Annotated in this window: 19 protein-coding genes; 18 read left to right on the forward strand and 1 reads right to left on the reverse strand. The window is 30.5% G+C overall.

From position 1 onward, the window contains the following. Positions 1 to 200 precede the first annotated feature (200 nt). The 7 genes from CN946_RS16385 to CN946_RS16415 all read left to right on the forward strand — a co-directional run bounded on the left by CN946_RS16385 (position 201) and on the right by CN946_RS16415 (position 10,350). Positions 201 to 1,628 carry a protein kinase domain-containing protein gene (locus tag CN946_RS16385; RefSeq protein ID WP_176547349.1) on the forward strand — a complete coding sequence of 476 codons (1,428 nt, stop codon included), beginning with the start codon at positions 201 to 203 and terminating at the stop codon, positions 1,626 to 1,628. 207 nt (positions 1,629 to 1,835) lie between these two features. Continuing rightward, positions 1,836 to 2,651, forward strand: a complete 816-nt coding sequence (locus tag CN946_RS16390) for a DUF4030 domain-containing protein (RefSeq protein ID WP_176547350.1) — start codon at positions 1,836 to 1,838, stop codon at positions 2,649 to 2,651. A gap of 674 nt (positions 2,652 to 3,325) precedes the next feature. After that, the gene (gene ltrA / locus CN946_RS16395) at positions 3,326 to 4,771 is read left to right on the forward strand and encodes a group II intron reverse transcriptase/maturase (RefSeq protein ID WP_286133955.1); all 1,446 of its coding nucleotides are present in this window, start codon (positions 3,326 to 3,328) and stop codon (positions 4,769 to 4,771) included. 636 nt (positions 4,772 to 5,407) lie between these two features. Beyond that, entirely contained in the window at positions 5,408 to 5,614 is a 207-nt protein-coding gene (locus CN946_RS16400) for a hypothetical protein (protein ID WP_098862128.1), read from the forward strand. Further along, positions 5,586 to 7,085 (forward strand): recombinase family protein, encoded by a 1,500-nt coding sequence (locus CN946_RS16405; protein ID WP_176547351.1) that lies wholly within the window; start codon positions 5,586 to 5,588, stop codon positions 7,083 to 7,085. Before CN946_RS16400 ends, CN946_RS16405 begins: the two co-directional genes overlap by 29 nt. Continuing rightward, on the forward strand, positions 7,057 to 8,574 hold the full coding sequence (locus tag CN946_RS16410; protein WP_176547352.1) for a recombinase family protein: 1,518 nt from the start codon (positions 7,057 to 7,059) through the stop codon (positions 8,572 to 8,574). The genes CN946_RS16405 and CN946_RS16410 overlap by 29 nt, the downstream gene beginning before the upstream one ends. A gap of 984 nt (positions 8,575 to 9,558) precedes the next feature. After that, positions 9,559 to 10,350, forward strand: a complete 792-nt coding sequence (locus CN946_RS16415) for a helix-turn-helix domain-containing protein (RefSeq protein WP_098862131.1) — start codon at positions 9,559 to 9,561, stop codon at positions 10,348 to 10,350. 485 nt (positions 10,351 to 10,835) lie between these two features. On the opposite strand, the gene CN946_RS16420 is transcribed toward CN946_RS16415, so the two are convergent. Beyond that, entirely contained in the window at positions 10,836 to 11,162 is a 327-nt protein-coding gene (locus CN946_RS16420) for a helix-turn-helix domain-containing protein (protein ID WP_098862132.1), read from the reverse strand. A 200-nt stretch (positions 11,163 to 11,362) separates the two neighbouring features. Between CN946_RS16420 and CN946_RS16425 the strand changes: the two genes are divergently transcribed. The 11 genes from CN946_RS16425 to CN946_RS16475 all read left to right on the forward strand — a co-directional run bounded on the left by CN946_RS16425 (position 11,363) and on the right by CN946_RS16475 (position 17,660). Continuing rightward, complete coding sequence (locus tag CN946_RS16425) at positions 11,363 to 11,710, forward strand: DUF2538 family protein (RefSeq protein WP_098862133.1); 348 nt, start codon at positions 11,363 to 11,365, stop codon at positions 11,708 to 11,710. A gap of 459 nt (positions 11,711 to 12,169) precedes the next feature. Further along, positions 12,170 to 13,069: a peptidase MA family metallohydrolase gene (locus tag CN946_RS16430; protein ID WP_176547353.1), complete on the forward strand. Its 900-nt coding sequence runs from the start codon at positions 12,170 to 12,172 to the stop codon at positions 13,067 to 13,069. A gap of 71 nt (positions 13,070 to 13,140) precedes the next feature. Further along, complete coding sequence (locus tag CN946_RS16435) at positions 13,141 to 13,392, forward strand: hypothetical protein (RefSeq protein WP_098862135.1); 252 nt, start codon at positions 13,141 to 13,143, stop codon at positions 13,390 to 13,392. Between the two features lie 192 nt (positions 13,393 to 13,584). After that, positions 13,585 to 14,151, forward strand: coding sequence for a sigma-70 family RNA polymerase sigma factor (locus tag CN946_RS16440; RefSeq protein WP_098862136.1), 567 nt, complete (start codon positions 13,585 to 13,587; stop codon positions 14,149 to 14,151). After that, positions 14,148 to 14,996, forward strand: a complete 849-nt coding sequence (locus tag CN946_RS16445) for a LolA family protein (RefSeq protein ID WP_098862137.1) — start codon at positions 14,148 to 14,150, stop codon at positions 14,994 to 14,996. Before CN946_RS16440 ends, CN946_RS16445 begins: the two co-directional genes overlap by 4 nt. A gap of 117 nt (positions 14,997 to 15,113) precedes the next feature. Continuing rightward, positions 15,114 to 15,350, forward strand: a complete 237-nt coding sequence (locus CN946_RS16450; RefSeq protein WP_098862138.1) for a hypothetical protein — start codon at positions 15,114 to 15,116, stop codon at positions 15,348 to 15,350. 159 nt (positions 15,351 to 15,509) lie between these two features. After that, on the forward strand, positions 15,510 to 15,974 hold the full coding sequence (locus CN946_RS16455; RefSeq protein ID WP_098862139.1) for an NUDIX hydrolase: 465 nt from the start codon (positions 15,510 to 15,512) through the stop codon (positions 15,972 to 15,974). 52 nt (positions 15,975 to 16,026) lie between these two features. Further along, positions 16,027 to 16,239, forward strand: a complete 213-nt coding sequence (locus CN946_RS16460; RefSeq protein WP_098862140.1) for a hypothetical protein — start codon at positions 16,027 to 16,029, stop codon at positions 16,237 to 16,239. Between the two features lie 128 nt (positions 16,240 to 16,367). Continuing rightward, on the forward strand, positions 16,368 to 16,838 hold the full coding sequence (locus CN946_RS16465; RefSeq protein WP_098862141.1) for a DUF2691 family protein: 471 nt from the start codon (positions 16,368 to 16,370) through the stop codon (positions 16,836 to 16,838). Positions 16,839 to 17,041: 203 nt separating this feature from the next. Continuing rightward, positions 17,042 to 17,281, forward strand: a complete 240-nt coding sequence (locus CN946_RS16470; RefSeq protein ID WP_097974759.1) for a hypothetical protein — start codon at positions 17,042 to 17,044, stop codon at positions 17,279 to 17,281. 85 nt (positions 17,282 to 17,366) lie between these two features. Continuing rightward, positions 17,367 to 17,660 carry a hypothetical protein gene (locus CN946_RS16475; protein ID WP_098862142.1) on the forward strand — a complete coding sequence of 98 codons (294 nt, stop codon included), beginning with the start codon at positions 17,367 to 17,369 and terminating at the stop codon, positions 17,658 to 17,660. Positions 17,661 to 17,739: the final 79 nt, after the last annotated feature.

Raw genomic sequence — 17,739 nt, forward strand, 5'->3', positions numbered from 1 at the left:
GCTGTTAAATTTGGAGATCCACATACTTATTTGGCTCAGTTCAACATTGAAAAGTACTAGGATATAGGATTAGTAATTTTGTATTATAAGTGAATATGTTAATTCATACAGGGGTGACTCAATTGTCTAAAGAAAATGGAAGTAAAAACCTAGCAAAAAGTGTTAGTGAGTTTATCAAACAAAGTAATTGAACAATAAATTTGTCTTTAGGAGAAGTTTCGGATTTAAAGCAAATAGGACAAGGTGGAAACGGTCTAGTATACGATGGAATCCAAAACAACCAAGAGGTGGCAATAAAGTTTCTTGTTGAAAATAACATGAGAAAGCTTCAACGTTTTAAAGCTGAGTATTTTAATGTCAATTTAATGGTGGATCTTCGCAATATAGTAAACTATATAAATTTTGAGGATATTCTCTTAAATGAAGAACTTAGTATTCCAGCAATTATTATGAAAAGATATGATAAATCCTTAAAAGTATTAAGGTCTGATTCATTGGATATTGAAGAAGAGACATTTGCAAGATTATTTAACTTTTTGTTAGTGACTTTAAAAAAAATACACGAAAACGGAATTATACATAGGGACATAAAGCCTGAAAATATTCTGGTGACAAAAAATATTGACTTTGTTTTAACAGATTTTGGGATTGCAAGCTATAATTCTGATATGTATCAATTGAAAGCAAAAACTGAAAAAAGTGAAAGGCTGGCTAATTATGAGTTTTCTGCACCTGAACAGGTAGAAAAGGGGGTAATTCCTGCCCCTTCAATGGATATATATGCTCTTGGACAAGTTTGCCAATGGTATGTATTTGGAAGCACTCACAAAGGAACAAATAGGAGAAGAGTTACAGAAATTTTTAATTCAGAACAAGCTGAAATTATTGAAGTAGTAGTGAATAAGTGCCTTTATAACGACCCTAAAGATAGATATCAAAGTGTTGATGAAATTTTTGAGCATATTAAGGAAATCAAAGATTCAAGGAAAGCTGTCGATCCATTTGATGAAATGTACTTATTAAATGATGCGATTAGAGCTACTTGTCCTAATGTATCTATAGGGGTACAGTATGTTGATGATGAAAAATATATTAAAAGATTTGTTGAAAATATTAATAAAAAGAACTTTAAACATAGACTTTGGTTTAATACAGGTAGAGGAGATAATAATTTTAGTAGTTTAAGATATTTGGGAAATAAAAAGCTTATGCTAGATAATAAGGAATTAAAAATAAAAGGTTTATGGTTGTATACAGAAAGTTGTTATAATGACTTGATAATAATGGAAACAGAAGAAAATGAACCTTTCAATATAAACGGGAACGAGACTTATTATGGATTATTGATAAACAATGAGTTTTTAGTTGAGGCTCATCACCTTAGTTCAGGGTATCTTGAGATTGACGATCAAGTTTATAAACTGAGTGACCTTAAAGTTGAAGAATTCGATAGATCCAATTATTATAAGTATTATTTTATTGGTACAATGTATCACTCTTCAATAATTCCTGAGAATGATACATTATTAGATGAGTTCCAGGATCAAGAAAATAATATTGATACAGTTCTAGACTTGATAAAAAAATTAAGAAGGAAAAAGCACAGAGAAGTAGTGTTAAGATTATAAAAAATTATATAATCGTTTTTAATAAATAAACTCTTTTTGAACAATTTTAATTCTATTTTTTCTATTCATCTGGATATATTTTATTGTAAAAAACTGGTAAAAAATTGGTGCCAGTTTTTTATTTTTCTTTACTAAACACACTAGTAAAGGTTGAATACCTATTATTATTCTACTTTGAACAAAGGTAACTTAACTGGATTACAAGGGATGGCAGAAGTAATTTCAAAAATACCGTATCTTAGCCTTATTTTTAAGTCTAAACCTTTAGAACAAATGATTTGGGAAGAGCTGAAAAAGAGAGGATATAAAATAGGTATTTTCTGTATCACATATTTACCGAAAACAATCCATATATGGGTAGATGAATCAGAGTCATATTATAATGAGGTAAAAGACGGGATTAAAAAGACTGTAGATAAAATTCTTCAATCAAAGGGTTACAATTCCTATTCCGTAAACATTACCAAATATCAAGAACGGAAAGACTATGAATTGAACGTAGCGGAAAAGAAAGAAAAAACAGTACTTGAAAGTGAGATTACGAAAAAATTAACCAACTTAAATTATCCATTTAACATGGTTCAAGCTGACCCGACGGAAGATACAATCTTTATTAATATGGAAGGGTCAAAAAAGTATTATAACGAAGTGAAACGGGATGTTGAACAGGTAGCGAAGGAAATTGCTGAATCAAATCATTATCCTGGATATAAAATTAAAGTAACGAGAGTAACGGTAGAAGTTAGAGCAACTGATAAAGGAAGTCAGATTATTCCTGCTATTGCTGAAGGGCTACTGTCAAAAAAAGAGTACAAGGTTACAGGAGTGGGGTATAAAAGTAAGCCATTAATTATTATGATCAGTACTTCCATTCAAAGTTCTGATTTAACAGCAAAAGAACTAGGAATGAAAATTGATAAAGAAATCAATGAGTACCTAAAATCAGAGGATATTTTGTCTATACTTGGGGATGAAAAAGTTAAGGTCATTGTATACAGCATGGATAAAAAGAAAATAAATTGATTAATTAAATAGGATCACTTAAGTTGCTTCGGCAGCTTTTTGTGCGACGGGCAGTCGCATAGGGTGCTGACCTAGTCAGCACCCTTCATTTTCTTTTCTAGACAGAGACGACACTTCGGTGTAACGACTGAATGAAGGATAAAATAATGAATTCCAGATGGTGAAAATCCATCCTCGAGGAGACTGACCTAGCTCGAGAAGTCTAATCTAGGGCATTATCGTGAGGTAATGTCTGAAGGAGATGCGGTAAATCGAGAGACCCGTAGACGAAAAGATAGACCCTAATGCAAGAAGTGTGAAGCACGGCGGCGGAGTAAGTTGGCGACTCTCCGAAGAGTGAGGAAGCCCACTAAAATGGCATTTTCTTTAGAAGTCAGAACGAGGAAATGTGGCTTATAACGTGATGGTGCAGGGTATGTTTTGAAGGAAAATGTGATGACCCCGTGAGGTCTCTACCTTACCAAACAGGCAGGGTTCTAATCTATAAGGGAAATCCGAAGTGATGAAGAACGGGTGGAGAAGTCAGACGTTCTCATAGTACGGAAGTAGTTCGATGACCATAACATCGAATGAACGGAAGGGGAACGACCTATGGCTCCAAGTCATGGACAAGATGGAATGTTAACAATCAAGTTACTGAGGTAAAACCGTTTGGATGAACATCAAGGAAAGGCATGGAATACGTAATGAATCAAGAGTGGAAATTTAAACTACACAGTGTTTACGGTCAATTATTATTCGACCGTAAATTAACACAAAGCTTTGAACAAGTAAGAGCGAATAAAGGAACAGGTGGAATTGATGGCGAATCAATTGAAAGTTATGAATCTAACCTGAATGAAAATATTATGTCATTACTTGAAAAGTTGAAAACAAAGACCTATAAAGCACAACCAGTTAAAAGAGTATACATACCAAAGAAGAATGGAAAGAAACGACCTTTAGGAATTCCAACAATCCAAGACCGTATTGTTCAACAGAGTTTAGTAAACGTGTTACAGCCCAAATTCGAGGATCTACTATTTCATAATTGGTCAGTAGGATATCGACCAAATAGAGGAGTTCAAAGAGCTCTTCAAATAATCTTATGGAATATAGAACAAGGATACAATCATATATACGATTGCGATATAAAAGGTTTCTTCGATAATATTCCACACAAGAAACTAATCGGGGTATTAAAGAAATACGTTTCGGACCGAACGGTCCTAAATCTAATTGAACAATGGTTAAAGATTGGACATATGGAAGAAGGAAAACTAATTCATTCCTATTATGGGACACCTCAAGGTGGAGTAATTTCCCCACTACTAGCGAATGTATACCTCAACGAATTAGACTGGGAATGGGACCTAAATGGTATTCGCTTTGTCCGTTATGCAGATGATTTTCTTTTGTTTGCCAAAACAAAAGAAACAATCGAAGAAGCAGCGATTTTAACTAAAGAAAAGTTGAAGGAATTAGGATTAGAAATTTCAAAAGAGAAAACAAGAGTTGTTGACTTTAAGAAAGATGACTTCGACTTTTTGGGATTTACATTTCATCATTGGACAACAAATGAAAAGAACAATAAACCTGAATTTCATGTAACTCCTAAAGAAGAATCGATTAAAGACTTCCGAATGAAAATTAAGGAGAAGACACGAAAATTGTTAACTCTAAGTAAAGAAGAATGGATTAATCGAGTAAATCCAATCATACGAGGAAAAGTTAATTACTATGTAACGATAGTCAAAGCGATTAAGGCAAATGAGGAAATGGGACAGAAGAGTCACTGCAAAACTAGAAAAATGAGATGGATTTTATCATCAATAGATGGGTATATAAGAAAGAGATTACGAGTAGCATTTATTCATAAGCATCCTAATCAAAGGAAAGAATTGAAGATGCGAAGTAAATGGAATAATAGATATTTTATAAGCATTAAATTAATTCCTAGCTATTGGCTTTATCTAAACAAAGTTTATAACTACACTCTTAAAGACTATCTAAACGAGATGAAAGCTGAAACTAAAAGAAAGTATCTAAGTAAATTAAAGAGTGCAAGAAAAAAGGGTGAAGAATACTTCAACCCTAAAAGAGTACAAAAGATGCAAAACGCCTGGAACGCATCCTCTTGATAATCATTTTAAAAAAAACATATGGGTAAGCCGTATGCCTTAATAGGGCACGTACGGTTTGATAAGGGGGGAGTCTCGTGAGAGATTTCCCTACTTTATTTCTTGTTCAAATGAAATACATAGCGCTTTCTTCCTTCTATCTATTGTTATTATTTAACTTGAAAAATGCATTACTTAGTAAAATTACAAATCGTTAATTTAGTAGCTAGATGATAAAACAAACCGCAAAGCAATGAAGCCATAATATTCATTTTTCCTACTAGGATTTATGATTCTACACAGCTCAATTAGTGTAGTAGCGATTCATCCAAATTTTAATCTATAGTTTACAAGAATGTTCCTACCTTGGAGCTATTTTGATTTCTCACTTTTGTTTAATAGGTCGAATAATATTTTGGTAATGATTTTTAGGCACTCTAGCGTTTTACACGTCTAAAATAAAACTTTCATTCCATCATTTGTATGATGAAATTCGGACAATTGCTATAAATTTGGCAGTTGTCTTTTTTGGTTTTTACTTAGTGCGTATGCGGAGATTGCAAATTATTTTTATATAAAAACAATTTATTTTTAATTAAGAATAACAAATTGTTAGCTGGTCATACTATCTATATAAATTGAAAGGAAATTTATCAAATGAAAAAACATGAAATACATGAATTATCAATAGGATCAATTCGCTATGTCTATGATGAACGTGCAGCAACAAAGTGGTTCGACCTATATGTAGAATTAGCAAAAGAAATGCTTATCACGAATGCGTCTAAAAAAGATGGACAAACGTATATTGAATATGAAAGGAGTGAAAAGAACAATGAAAAAGACAGTAGCCTATTATCGTAATTCAACAAATTTACAAGAAAATTCGATTCAAATGCAAAAAGCAATGGCGCTAACTTTCTCCAGTAAGCAACGGATCGTCATTGATGAAGAGTTTGAAGACATTGATATGTCTGCAAGGAAACTAGGGTTAAAAGAAAGACCAGGACTTTATAAAATAAAAAAACAAATTGAGCAAGGCTTAATCGAAGGGATTGTTGTATATAAACGTGATCGACTGGCAAGAAATGTGCAAGAACACTTGGAATTGTACGAACTGTTTAAAACGCATGATGTAAAAGTTTATTTTACTTCACAAAATGAAGCACCGATGATGTACACACCTGTTGGTGAGTATTTAGAAACCATATTAGGTGCAATGGCTGAGCACGAAGGGAAACAGATTGCGCTTCGAATTCTCGAAACAAGGATTGCGAATTATACAAAAGGAATTAAACTCGGTAATCTCCCTTTTGGCTATAAAAAAATTGAAGTAGAAAATAAGTTACCTTCAATCGAGAAAGATGAAGAGGAAATTAAAATTGTCGAAGCTATTTTTGATACAATTTTACATGATAATCATGAGAGCACATCTTCAATTGCCAAACAATTAAAGAAAAATAACTTTATCCGAAAGACCAAAAAAGGAGAAAAGCGTTCTTGGGATGAGACACAATTAAAAGAAATCATTGGTAACATGATGTATGCAGGCACTCGAATCATGAAATTTGGTAACGAGAAATATGAGAGAAAATACGACGATTTAGCCATCGTTACAGAAAAAGAATGGCTTGATGCAAATGAAATTTTTGAAAAAATTCTCGAAAATAAAAAGGGTAAAGTTAAATTTCGCTGTCCTATTCTAAAATTCCTTTATTGCAAGGAGTGTAAAGCGAATTTAGTTTTAAGTAAGCAAATGGTGAGTAGTACTAACTATCGGATTGTAAAGTGTGAAAACGAGGAATGTAATACAAGAGCATTTGTAGATGATGTTGAGCAGAATATTAAAGTTCAATCTGACTTTTACTTTCGAAATCTACTCTCTAACCATTTTAGTGAGCTCTATAAGCGGCAGCAAAAAGCAAACGTAAATCGTTTAAATACGATCATTGAGAAATATATTCAATTGGTCAAAGGATTAGAAGATGAAGCAATTAAGCGAACGGAAAAGTTTATTAAAAGTAAAAGCCAACTTCATAAAGATAATCTCGTAGCGTGTTACCGTAAATTAAAAGAGATTAAGAAAGAAATAGCTTTTTATTTTGAGAAGTTAGAAGAAATAAATGACTTTATGGGTAAAATTGAAGGCTCATATAAGCTATTTAAAGGAAATTTATTAGAGAAATTATCAATTGATGAATTGGACATTTTTTATACGGATATTATTGAAAGTGTTCATATCGGAAAATACGAAATTGATTTTCAGTTTAAACATCCATTTTTTACAGCAAAGGAGATGTATAATCATGACACAAAAACCGTTAACTTATCATGAGGTACTTCAACCTAATCGAAAGGCAGCTTTTTATGCACGTTATTCGACTGATAAACAAGACTTTTTAATGCAAAAAAATGCTGTTGAGAATTTTTTAGCTGAACATAATTGTATCTTTTTGGAAAATCATCAATACATAGATGGAGGGGTATCAGCTGTTAAAACACCACTTAAAGAACGAGCCGAATTGCAAAAATTAAAAGCTGCTGCGAAAATGAGAGAATTTGATTTTGTAGCGATCTATAAGGATGACCGAATTGCACGTGACACAGTAGAACATCAGCAGTTTCGAAAAGAAATGAATGAACTAGGTATGCCAGTAATTAGTGTATCGGACAGGGAATTGTATACGTCGATGGAGGTAATTCCGCGTGCAGTAAAGGATGGTATGACGAGAATGGAATATATTTACATTCGTGAACGAACGTCAGATACTTTACGAAGCAAGCAAGAACGGGGGGAATGGACTGGCGGAAAAGCTCCTTATGGCTATAGTTATGATTGTCAAACAAAAACATTCTCTCTTGTGAAAGAAGAAAAACAAATTGTTATTAAAATATTTGATTGGTTTAAACGTGGTTATGGCTTTAATGAAATCGTCTTAAAAGTACAAACTGAGCTAAATGATGGTGTTCAAAAATGGAGTAAGGATAAAATCAAAATGATTATTACAAATCCATTTAATGCAGGATATATAACTGCAAATCGGTTGAAAAAGAATAAGTTGACTGATCGTGAAACGTGGAAATTTGCAAGGAATCCAACAATTATTCCTATTATTCCAATAGAAGAATGGGAATATGTAATGCAATTGTATGAAAAAAAGAAAAGTAAAGGGCATAATCCAAAACGGTACAATACACCATTCATTTTAAAGGATATTGTAAGATGTCAATATTGTAAGCGATTATTAAAAACGAAAAATCAGAAAAAGACTGTTGGTGGTGGTGATCTCTATTATTTTTGTGACTCCGATCAATGCTCGTTAAGTTTAATAGCAAGTAAGATTCACGATTATTTTAAAGGTGAATTATTACCGAACTTACTGGCATCCAGCAAAGAGAAGGCTTTACATAAAGCAACAGAGCAATTAATAATTGACCAACAAAACATCGAAGATACAATTAGTCAATTAAAAGAGCAAACAAGCGAGGTAAGCGTTGAAATTGATGAAATGGAAGTGTTCCTTCAGGAAATGTTCATGAAGGATCTAGAAGAAAATGAGGAAAATGCATTGTTCTTGGAGTCTCTAATTCATTATCAATTATTTAAGAAAAAAGAAAGAGAACTAATGTACAATCAGCTTGGAAAATTAGAACAAAAACGACAACAGCTTGAAAAAGCAATAACATATGCAGAAGGTCCTCACGCAATCCATTTTAAAGGATATCCATCAACAGAAGATGATGATCATGTTCAATTTAGAAAAATGATATTGGAGTTAATTTCTGAATTATATGTTGATCTAGATGGCAAGCTACATTTATAAGTAATCAATTAAAAGGATTTACGTAAACCGAAGGCTATGAAGCTTTTGGTTTATTTTTTTGTAAAAATCTATTTTTTATCAATTCTTAAGTTAAAAATGATTAAAAAAATGAAAAAAAATGAAAAAGATGATACCAACAACGATTTACGAAGGGGGTGAACCGTTCTTTGCATGCAGGAAATTTATTTATAAAATTAAAATCCGAATGAGATCCAACTGGACAAGTTGTATAGGAGGGATAAAAACGAACAATTTGAACGATTAATTTCTGTTTACTAGCTTAATTGAGTAATACTTTATTAGATTCGACAAAAATAAAAGGTGTTTTTTTCGGTTATTTGGAAACCTATATTTATCCCTATCGGTGACTAGGATTGAAAGCGATCGGTTTCCATCCTATTTACCGAAAAAAAATGAAAAAAATGTGCTTGTACCTATGGATTTCAAGGGTTCATGTCCATTGGTTAATAAATTTAGAATTGTTAGATTTTTAATTTTCGGTAATTATGCTTGCGGGGTTTTGGACACGCGGTTATTAAGATTTATTGTTTCGGTAAATTTATAATTTATTTTAGTAGAATTATAGAAGATGCTTTAGAAATTGCAAGAGAATTGTCGACTGGAATTTACTTAAGTAAATTTACTTAAGTAAAAATGGCTAGAATAAAGGGATTTAAACTTGTCCTACCAATGACGAAAGTATCTAAGCGTTCTACATTTTCTTTTAATTTTAAAACATTTTCAATTTTTAATTGTCTTTAACTCTATTTTTGATATATGAAAGAGAAGACAAATAGAATAGTCAGATGAGATAAAAAAAATAAGAAATAGTAATATTAACTAATCAATGACACCTATCTTATAAAATAAAAATATTTTTTTTATTAACTTGGATTGTATTTTTGATGAAAACATTTAGTCAATTTTTATACTACACTCTCATAAAATTACATAATTAAAATGACCAATCTAAGGAGAAAATACATGAAATATTACACATTTGATGAAGCATTTGAAATATTAGAACAGTATGATATTTCACATTCAAAGCAGGTTGCATACAGGTGGGTAAGTAATAATTTAATTAAAAGTGAGAAAAAAGAAAATAAGTATCAAATTAGTGAAGAGGAATTGTTTAATTTTATTGATAGTAAAAAACCAAAAATGCTCCAGTTACTTGAACAGACATATTCTATACATAACGTAGTGAATACATTAACAGAGAAAATAATTTCAATCGATCAAAAAATGTCACATGCTTTTCAAACACAAGCCGAACAGCTTATATCAATGAAAGAGGTAGAAACTAAATTGAATGAAGTTCACAATAAGTTAGATAGTTTAGAAGCAAGTATTCAGTTTATGAGTGAGTTTCTCATTTCATTAAAAGAAAAAGGAAGTAAGAATTCAGCTAATAATAAGAAAAAATCGGCAGAAAATGTGAAAGAGGGTGAAAAATTTGAACAATTTACAATATTTGATCAAGTGGAAGAAGAGAAAGAAATAGGGCACACTCTTCCATTTAATGAGGAACAAATATTCGAGGCGATGAAATCAGTGTTAGATATAAATGTAATGACTAAGTACAAATCAGAAATATTAAATAGAATAAAATATGTTTTATCAGATAGACGAGCCGAATGGGAAAATTCAGAAGAGAAAAAGAAATATAAATGTTTATACTCAGGGAAACAGTTTGAAATGTGTAAACCATTTTTGAAGCAGACAGCTAAATATGTTGCAACTGAACTTTTGGAAAAGGATGGGATTAAATAAAGTAAGGATGAAACACCAATGAATTACTTGGAAAAATCGGATAGCAACTAATTAAAATAACGGTAGATGTATAAGGTCGGAGCGTTATACTTAAATACCGATGTATCATGTCTTTTACAACAGCGTTTATTTGTAAAATCAGCCACTGAGTATATGGAGTTTCCAAAATAAAAAAATGTTACTAAACTAACATTTAAAATAAATCTACATTAACGATAGTGATTTATTTTCTGATGTACGATAACGCAGCTTAAAAAACTAATAGACTATTGTAGGATGATAATAAAAATTACTTATGGAAGTTTAGTATGGCTGTTTATGAGATACAGCATACTAAACTAATCCTTATAACGAAAAATATCAACAACCAGTATATCTAATCGACAATGTAGATGAATATTCGAATGAAAAATAATATTTAATACGCATGTTATTTACTTTTATAAACTAATACTAAATCAAAAATGTAAAAACTGAGATTACTGTTATCTAACTTTCTTTTCAATTAACCAGTTAATATTTGATTCTAAACTAAATAAAACAAATTCATAAGAAACATTGTCCACTTCTCTTAGCAAGTCTAATTGTTGAAATAGACGACTAATTCTTGAGTTTTCATCAATATTTAGAGGAAGTAAGGCAAGTTCTTCTTGCAATCTCTGAAGTAGGGAGAATGAGATATTCTCCGTTTTTCCTGTTTCTAATTGACTTAAGTAACTCGGTGAAATATTTAGTATTTTAGCAAATTCATTTAAACCATACCCTTTTTGAAGCCGTAATTCCCGCATTTTTTCACCCAGGTCAAGTAACATAATTTCCCTCCGAATCAAGCTTTATTAAACATAATTTCGATATATAAAGAATATTCCCTTTAAATATTTGTGTTTTAAATATAAGTTTATTGATCTATCTCATTTTATTTAATAAATAGTCAGTAATCATGAAACAGATGCTGTCCACATATACTATTTTAATTAATTTATCAAGCGGCTTTTAATAAGGAGGGAAATTAATGTACTTTATTTGCCCAGAACACGAGAACAATTATGAATTCTTATTAAAATATTTTAAAAATGATCATAAAGACTATAAAAAGGCTTGTTATATAGCTGCTATTCCTATAATTTTTAATCGTATCGATTTCACTGAGCGTCTACATGGACCATTTGATTGGTATTTTAATAAGGAAAATTCTAATTTGGTGTATTCTTTAAATGATGGAGAAGGTACAAATTATTTAGTTGATTTGGGATTACATTTTTGGTCGGGGCACAATCCATTTCATTTAAATAATGCTTCGTATGCATGGAGAAATAATGATGATTACTTTAAGGTACTTCAACAAATTTGTGTTATGTAGATAGAAATGACCCTATTTTAATTTGGGTCATTATTTTTTATATATAAGAGATTGATATTATATAATTGAGCCTAGACAAGCTAATAGATGCACAATTGGAATAAACTATAGGTGGAGAATTGCAAACCTGAAGAGTGAAAGATAAGAGGTAGGTTATTTCCAGTAGGAGGCATGAGGGAATTACGTGGTCAAATTTCAAATAATAAATAAAAAAACAACTAAATGAAGAAGAAGACCCTTTTTATGTTGCCTTCAAATAAAGTCAATTTGGGTCAATCATTTGAACAAAACTCCTTTTCCTTATTAAACATAATGGCAGGTTAGTTGAATAAGAAATAGCTAAGCAATTCGTTTTAATTAACGAAAATCTAGTGCAGGTTATTTAAATTTAATGATAAAATGGGAATATTCTTACATTTATTAATTCTATTATCCCTGAAACTTACGAGGTTTAGCAAAATGAAAAAACTTATTAAAACTTTCAGTATCACTTTATCAAGCATAATACTTATTTTAGTTTTATTTGTCATTGGTGTGGGTGTTTTTATTCACAAAACTTTGGAGAAAAAAACTCATGAAAATATACCGTATATTCAATCGATTAGAATGTTTCTGACTGCGAATTTTGAGGGTAAAACTGAAAAGGCATTAAAAGAAAATAGATTAAAAGAAAAATATCATAATATTACTATTTACTATCCAAATGATTTTTCAGAACTCATTCCAATAACGAAGGAAACGTTAGATTGGGCGATAAATAAAAACAAAAAAGTCTTTGGAAAAGTAGAAGTAAAGCCTGTTGATCTAATCGTATTTAAAGATAAAAAAGAGTTACAGGAGTTAAGTGGTCTTATTGATGTGTCAGGGTTTTATTCGGATTTTGACAAATTAATAGCAATAAAGTACGACGATATAGAATCGATTTTAGAAAGAAAGGAAACACCACTATATTTCTTTCAAAAGTCTATCTTACATGAGTACACTCATTATATATTTAGTCAAATGGTAGCAGGTTCAAAAGCTGGTGCTTCAGCTTACCCATTATGGTTTAATGAGGGGATAGCTGAATACATCGGAAATGATAAAACAATCGTAGAGCCTTCCAATTTCAAAGTAGTATCTTTTGATTCATTATATGATGGGGAACAGTGGCAAACAGCAAGATTTCAAGATGGCACAAATGTATATATGGAAAGTTACTTCGCTATAAAATATCTTGTAGATAACTATGGAGAAGGAATTATAAAAGAAATAATAAATTTAACTAACTCATCAGGGAAATTTGAGGAAAGTTTCGAAAAAACAACAGGAATTACTCTTTTTGATTTGGAAGATAAATTTATGTCTTCCTACAAATGAAAGATAAGATTCCTTATTGAACTAACGCAGTGCGATAGTTGCTTAAGTACTTTAATAAAAGGATGATTTTAATGGAGTATTATAAGAATAAAGTTGATTGGTGTCCGATTTGTGATCAAGGTTGGGTAGAAATCCTAAAAGATAAAAAATTGAAATCGCTTTTTGTATGCTGTGATGAATGTGAATCCAGGTGGGAACATCCCAATATGATAAAAAATAAGAACTTAGCAACATCAATTTTTGATACTGACATAGAAATTGAAGAACCATCTGATGAGGAAATAATCACTATTGGCTGGGAAAAATACATTATTAATAACTGAATCTTGTACAACTAACGCATGCGTTAGTTCAACAAAAAAAGGTCTTTTTAAAGTGAAAATAGAATTAAACATGCATTACTTCGATAATCAAGAAGTAATGCTTTTTTTATTTTAAAATTGTGAGAAAAAATCGTTTTTAATACGTTTTATAATATGTAAAATCTTTTACCAAAAAAATAAGGGAATGGTTAAATGAAGTCTAATGATAAAAATTTTATCCAGCGATTACAGCGACAAAAAGAAGATGCATTAGAATTTATAGTTGATCAATACTTGCCGTTAATAAAGGGAGTGGCTAATCAGGTTCTCGCTCCCCTTAAAAATGATGGAATTATAGAAGAATGTATAAATGATATTTTTTTTTCAATATGGCACCATTCGAAAAAGTTCGATGGAAATTCAAGCGATTTCAAGAAATGGATTTGTGCGATTGCAAAATTTAAGTCGATCGATTATTACAGGAGAATTAGTAAAGAAAAAGAGTTCCCTTCAAAATATATGGATTTGAATGCTGAAGAATCAGTTGAAGATGAATTAATTAAATTGGAAGATAAATCTGAGCTAATTAAATTAATCGATCAATTAGATCAACTTGATCGAGATATTTTTATTATGAAGTTCTTTCTAGGATTAAAAACGGAGCAGATCTCTACAAAACTCGGTTTGACTAAAGCTTCCATTGATAATCGGATTTATAGAGGAAAAAAGAAACTTTCTAAAAAAGCTACGAATCTTAATCTAGGAGGTAGTATTGTATGAAAGATATTTATGCATTATTAAATGAGATTGACATAGATGTAAATGAATATGAGGAAATGGAAGTAAGTGAATTTGAAAAAGCTAAATTAAAAAGAGCTTTAAAACAAACAATTAATAAGAAAAAATCAATGAAGAGTTGGAAAAAACCAGTTGTAGCTTGTTGTGTAATCATTGTATTGGGTTTCAGTTCAATGACTATTCCACCCGTCAAAGCATCAATTGAAACGGCATTAAATTTGTTACTTAAAGACAAGGTTGAGAAAATGGATAATCTCCCATCTAATACTAAATTTATGGCAGTTGAAAAGTATAAGAATGGTGATACTCTAACTACTTATATTTCTGGAAAAAAGGAAAGAGATGAGTGGCAAAATGGGAACTATTCAATTTCAGATGGAAAAATCATTGCTTCATACGATAAGGAATCAAATATTTTCCTAATCGAAAAAAACGATGGTGAAGGATATTTAGAGGCAAAAAAAATGTTCTTAGAATTAGATTCTTCACAAATAAAAGATCTCGGAACAGACACCTTTTTTAATCGTACAGTTAATAAATATTTAGTTCAACCATCAGATACAGAAAAAATAGAATTATGGTTTGATAAAAAAACAGATTTTTTGGTAAGAGAAATTGAAATCAATCCTGATCATACTCGAAATGAAAGTTCTAAAATAACTAAACTAGATTTTAATGCCAATATTTCTCAAAGTATTTTTGATATCAAAGCACCTAACGGAGCACATGTTATTGATGCTAGATACCCTAGAGCAATGACGAAAGACCAGAAAAGAGAATATGAAATATATATGGAAAAATCAGAGCGTAATCCGAAATTTGAATAAAGTACTAGAACTAAGAAAATTAGCCAATTGGAGAGTGAAAACTAAAATTTCCTTAAGTACCTAACACATGCTATTGTTGCTTAAGAATTTGAAGTGTTTCATTATGGAGGTGATTTTATGGATAGAAGAATTCGACTAATTTATGAATATATGAATGTACCCGAAAAAATTGAAACAGTAAGACTTCTTAAAAAAGAAAAAGAAGAGCTTAACTTTGAATTAGATCGAAATAAAGAATTATATTCCCACAAACTTATCAAGCAAATCTTAAATGATACACTTGATAAATGGGAATTAGAAATTAAAGAACTTGAATATGATATTAAAAACAATATTGGACCGATTAGAAAATGAAAAAATTATACAACTAACGTATGCATTAGTTGAAGATCAAGAGCAGCCAAAGGCTGTTCTTTTTTATTAAAGTAAATGGCAGGTTAGTTGAATAGTAAAAGGAAAAATTATCTACTTTGTCGAAATATAAGAGAAAAGGTTTTAATGAAGGAGAAGTCGATGAATTACATAGCAGAAATGAGAAAATATATTGGTAACGAAACCCTATTAACTGTTGGTTGTGGGATAATTATAGAGGATAATGAACAGATATTATTGCAACATCGAACTGACGAAGACAATTGGTGTATTCCAGGTGGAATTATGGAAATTGGAGAAACCTTTGAAGAGACAGCAAAAAGGGAATCTTTTGAAGAAACAGGGCTAATCATAACTGATTTAGAGTTGTTTGGTATTTATTCAGGAGAAAAATGTTTTGTTCAATATCCTAATGGAGATAAGACTTTCAGTGTTCAAATAATTTTCAAATCTAAACAATTTAAAGGAGAGTTAAAACAAAAAGATGTTGAAAGCAGAGAACATCGTTTTTTCAGAAAGACAGAACTTCCTACTAACTTAAATCCACGTCAAAAATCATTTATAATTGATTGGGCAGAAGAAAATAGGTATCCAATTATAAAATAATTTGTTCAACTAACTAATGCGTTAGTTACATAATTAATAAATTGGAGGCAACATGACCGCATTAGAAGAAGTGCCAATAACTATTTTATTGGCTCAATTAATTTATAGCCCTTTATATATCTTCACTGTGATACTAGCACTTGGAATACTTACTTTCTTAAAAAGTGAAAAAGGTTGTTTAATGTTAGTAGGTAGAGTTTGGGCGGTGATTCATTTAATTATTTACATACTAGCTATCTACTTTTATTTTACAAATCCTAATTAAACCTTTTGGATTAAAGGTGAAGTGACTTAAAATTGTCATTTCTCTGATTGCATTTATTCCACTAACGCATGCTTTAGTTACATAAGAAGTTGTTATTTTATCAAAGAAAGTAAAAGGAGAAGTATATTTTGAAAAGAGGTATTAGTTTTGAAAATCCAGATCAATTTGGTGGACAATTAATAGCCGAAATATTGAAACCAGTGAACATTAAGGATTTTAACTGGTTTATCATCGGTGAAGAGTCTTATTTAGTAGTTGAAAAAGAATTGGATAAACCTCTTTTTCCAGAAGATATCCAAGTTTTAACTGGTCCAGAATTTGATGATAAAATAAAAAATAATGAATACTATTTAATATTTGCAGATTTAAAAGCTTTTCCCGAAAATAAAGATAAAATTGAAATAAAAACATACGAAGAATTTTTAAATAGCGATTGCCAATTATGTTTATTGATAACTGATTCCACATATACAGATATATATTGTAAAGACATTGATTTATTAGAAAAATTGTATATGAACGCATTTGAAAATAATTATGAAAATCTATCCTATATCACAGACACGAATGATAGTAGAACAGGACTCAGTTGTTGGTAGATTAATAATTCTTATTCATGCATTAGTTGAAAAACGTGATCGACGATTTTGTCGGTCCTTTTTTATTGAACAAAATGGCAGTTTAGTTCCATAAGGATTGTCTAAAATTCTATGAGAAAAGGTGAAATTCCCCCAAATCAAAATTACTTACTGTATTGGTATAATTAAAGGAAGTAGTAATCGGCTATTAGGGGGAGAGGGTTTTGGTATCAAGAAAAACATTAGCATATGCTAATCTATTACTTGCTATATTTATATTGGTGATGTACATAATTAGCCTAGTTACGAATACTAAAAATCCAATGTTTTTGCCATTAATTTCACTTTCAATTATTATTGGAAGTTTCAATACTATAAAGTTTGTAAAACCAAAACTTTTAGGTTACATTTCATTATGCTCAGGCATCATCTTATTACTTTTATCTTTGTCTTCATTTTTTTGATATGCAAGTAACGAAAATGCATTAGTACACAATATGATTGACTGCATAGACATATTTTTTGTTCAGAAAGGAGGGATTACGTTTAATGACATTTAGCGAACGTTATTTCAAAAACAGGATAAAGCCTATCATAATTACTCAAATGATATTGGGAATTCCAGTCACAGTATTTTTTATTTTTTCTTTAAAATCATATCCTCCCGTTAAGTTTTTCTATTCTGGACTTATAGAAATAACTTTTGCGTTATATATGTTTTTATCGGGGATAGAGCAATATATTTTAAAAAAGAAAATTTTGTCAATTACCTTATTTGTCTTATCGGTAATTGTAATAATAGAAGCAGTACAAACCTTTTCCATATCACAAATACATAAATAACTCTAATGCAACTAACGCATGCATTAGTTCAACAACAAGATCGGCTGTTTAGTCGATTTTTTTTTATGTGTGCCCAGCA

Origin of the sequence: Bacillus sp. AFS053548 (assembly GCF_002575105.1) — a bacterium.
Taxonomy (GTDB): Bacteria; Bacillota; Bacilli; order Bacillales; family Bacillaceae_G; genus Gottfriedia.

Excerpts from the sequence above, each read along its gene's own strand:
- CN946_RS16390 (WP_176547350.1), top strand. The coding sequence starts at position 1,836 with ATGGCAGAAGTAATTTCAAAAATACCGTATCTTAGCCTTATTTTTAAG.
- ltrA (WP_286133955.1), top strand. The coding sequence starts at position 3,326 with ATGGAATACGTAATGAATCAAGAGTGGAAATTTAAACTACACAGTGTT.
- CN946_RS16400 (WP_098862128.1), top strand. The coding sequence starts at position 5,408 with ATGAAAAAACATGAAATACATGAATTATCAATAGGATCAATTCGCTAT.
- CN946_RS16405 (WP_176547351.1), top strand. The coding sequence starts at position 5,586 with ATGAAAAAGACAGTAGCCTATTATCGTAATTCAACAAATTTACAAGAA.
- CN946_RS16410 (WP_176547352.1), top strand. The coding sequence starts at position 7,057 with ATGACACAAAAACCGTTAACTTATCATGAGGTACTTCAACCTAATCGA.
- CN946_RS16415 (WP_098862131.1), top strand. The coding sequence starts at position 9,559 with ATGAAATATTACACATTTGATGAAGCATTTGAAATATTAGAACAGTAT.
- CN946_RS16420 (WP_098862132.1), bottom strand. The coding sequence starts at position 11,162 with ATGTTACTTGACCTGGGTGAAAAAATGCGGGAATTACGGCTTCAAAAA.
- CN946_RS16425 (WP_098862133.1), top strand. The coding sequence starts at position 11,363 with ATGTACTTTATTTGCCCAGAACACGAGAACAATTATGAATTCTTATTA.
- CN946_RS16430 (WP_176547353.1), top strand. The coding sequence starts at position 12,170 with ATGAAAAAACTTATTAAAACTTTCAGTATCACTTTATCAAGCATAATA.
- CN946_RS16435 (WP_098862135.1), top strand. The coding sequence starts at position 13,141 with ATGGAGTATTATAAGAATAAAGTTGATTGGTGTCCGATTTGTGATCAA.
- CN946_RS16440 (WP_098862136.1), top strand. The coding sequence starts at position 13,585 with ATGAAGTCTAATGATAAAAATTTTATCCAGCGATTACAGCGACAAAAA.
- CN946_RS16445 (WP_098862137.1), top strand. The coding sequence starts at position 14,148 with ATGAAAGATATTTATGCATTATTAAATGAGATTGACATAGATGTAAAT.
- CN946_RS16450 (WP_098862138.1), top strand. The coding sequence starts at position 15,114 with ATGGATAGAAGAATTCGACTAATTTATGAATATATGAATGTACCCGAA.
- CN946_RS16455 (WP_098862139.1), top strand. The coding sequence starts at position 15,510 with ATGAATTACATAGCAGAAATGAGAAAATATATTGGTAACGAAACCCTA.
- CN946_RS16460 (WP_098862140.1), top strand. The coding sequence starts at position 16,027 with ATGACCGCATTAGAAGAAGTGCCAATAACTATTTTATTGGCTCAATTA.
- CN946_RS16475 (WP_098862142.1), top strand. The coding sequence starts at position 17,367 with ATGACATTTAGCGAACGTTATTTCAAAAACAGGATAAAGCCTATCATA.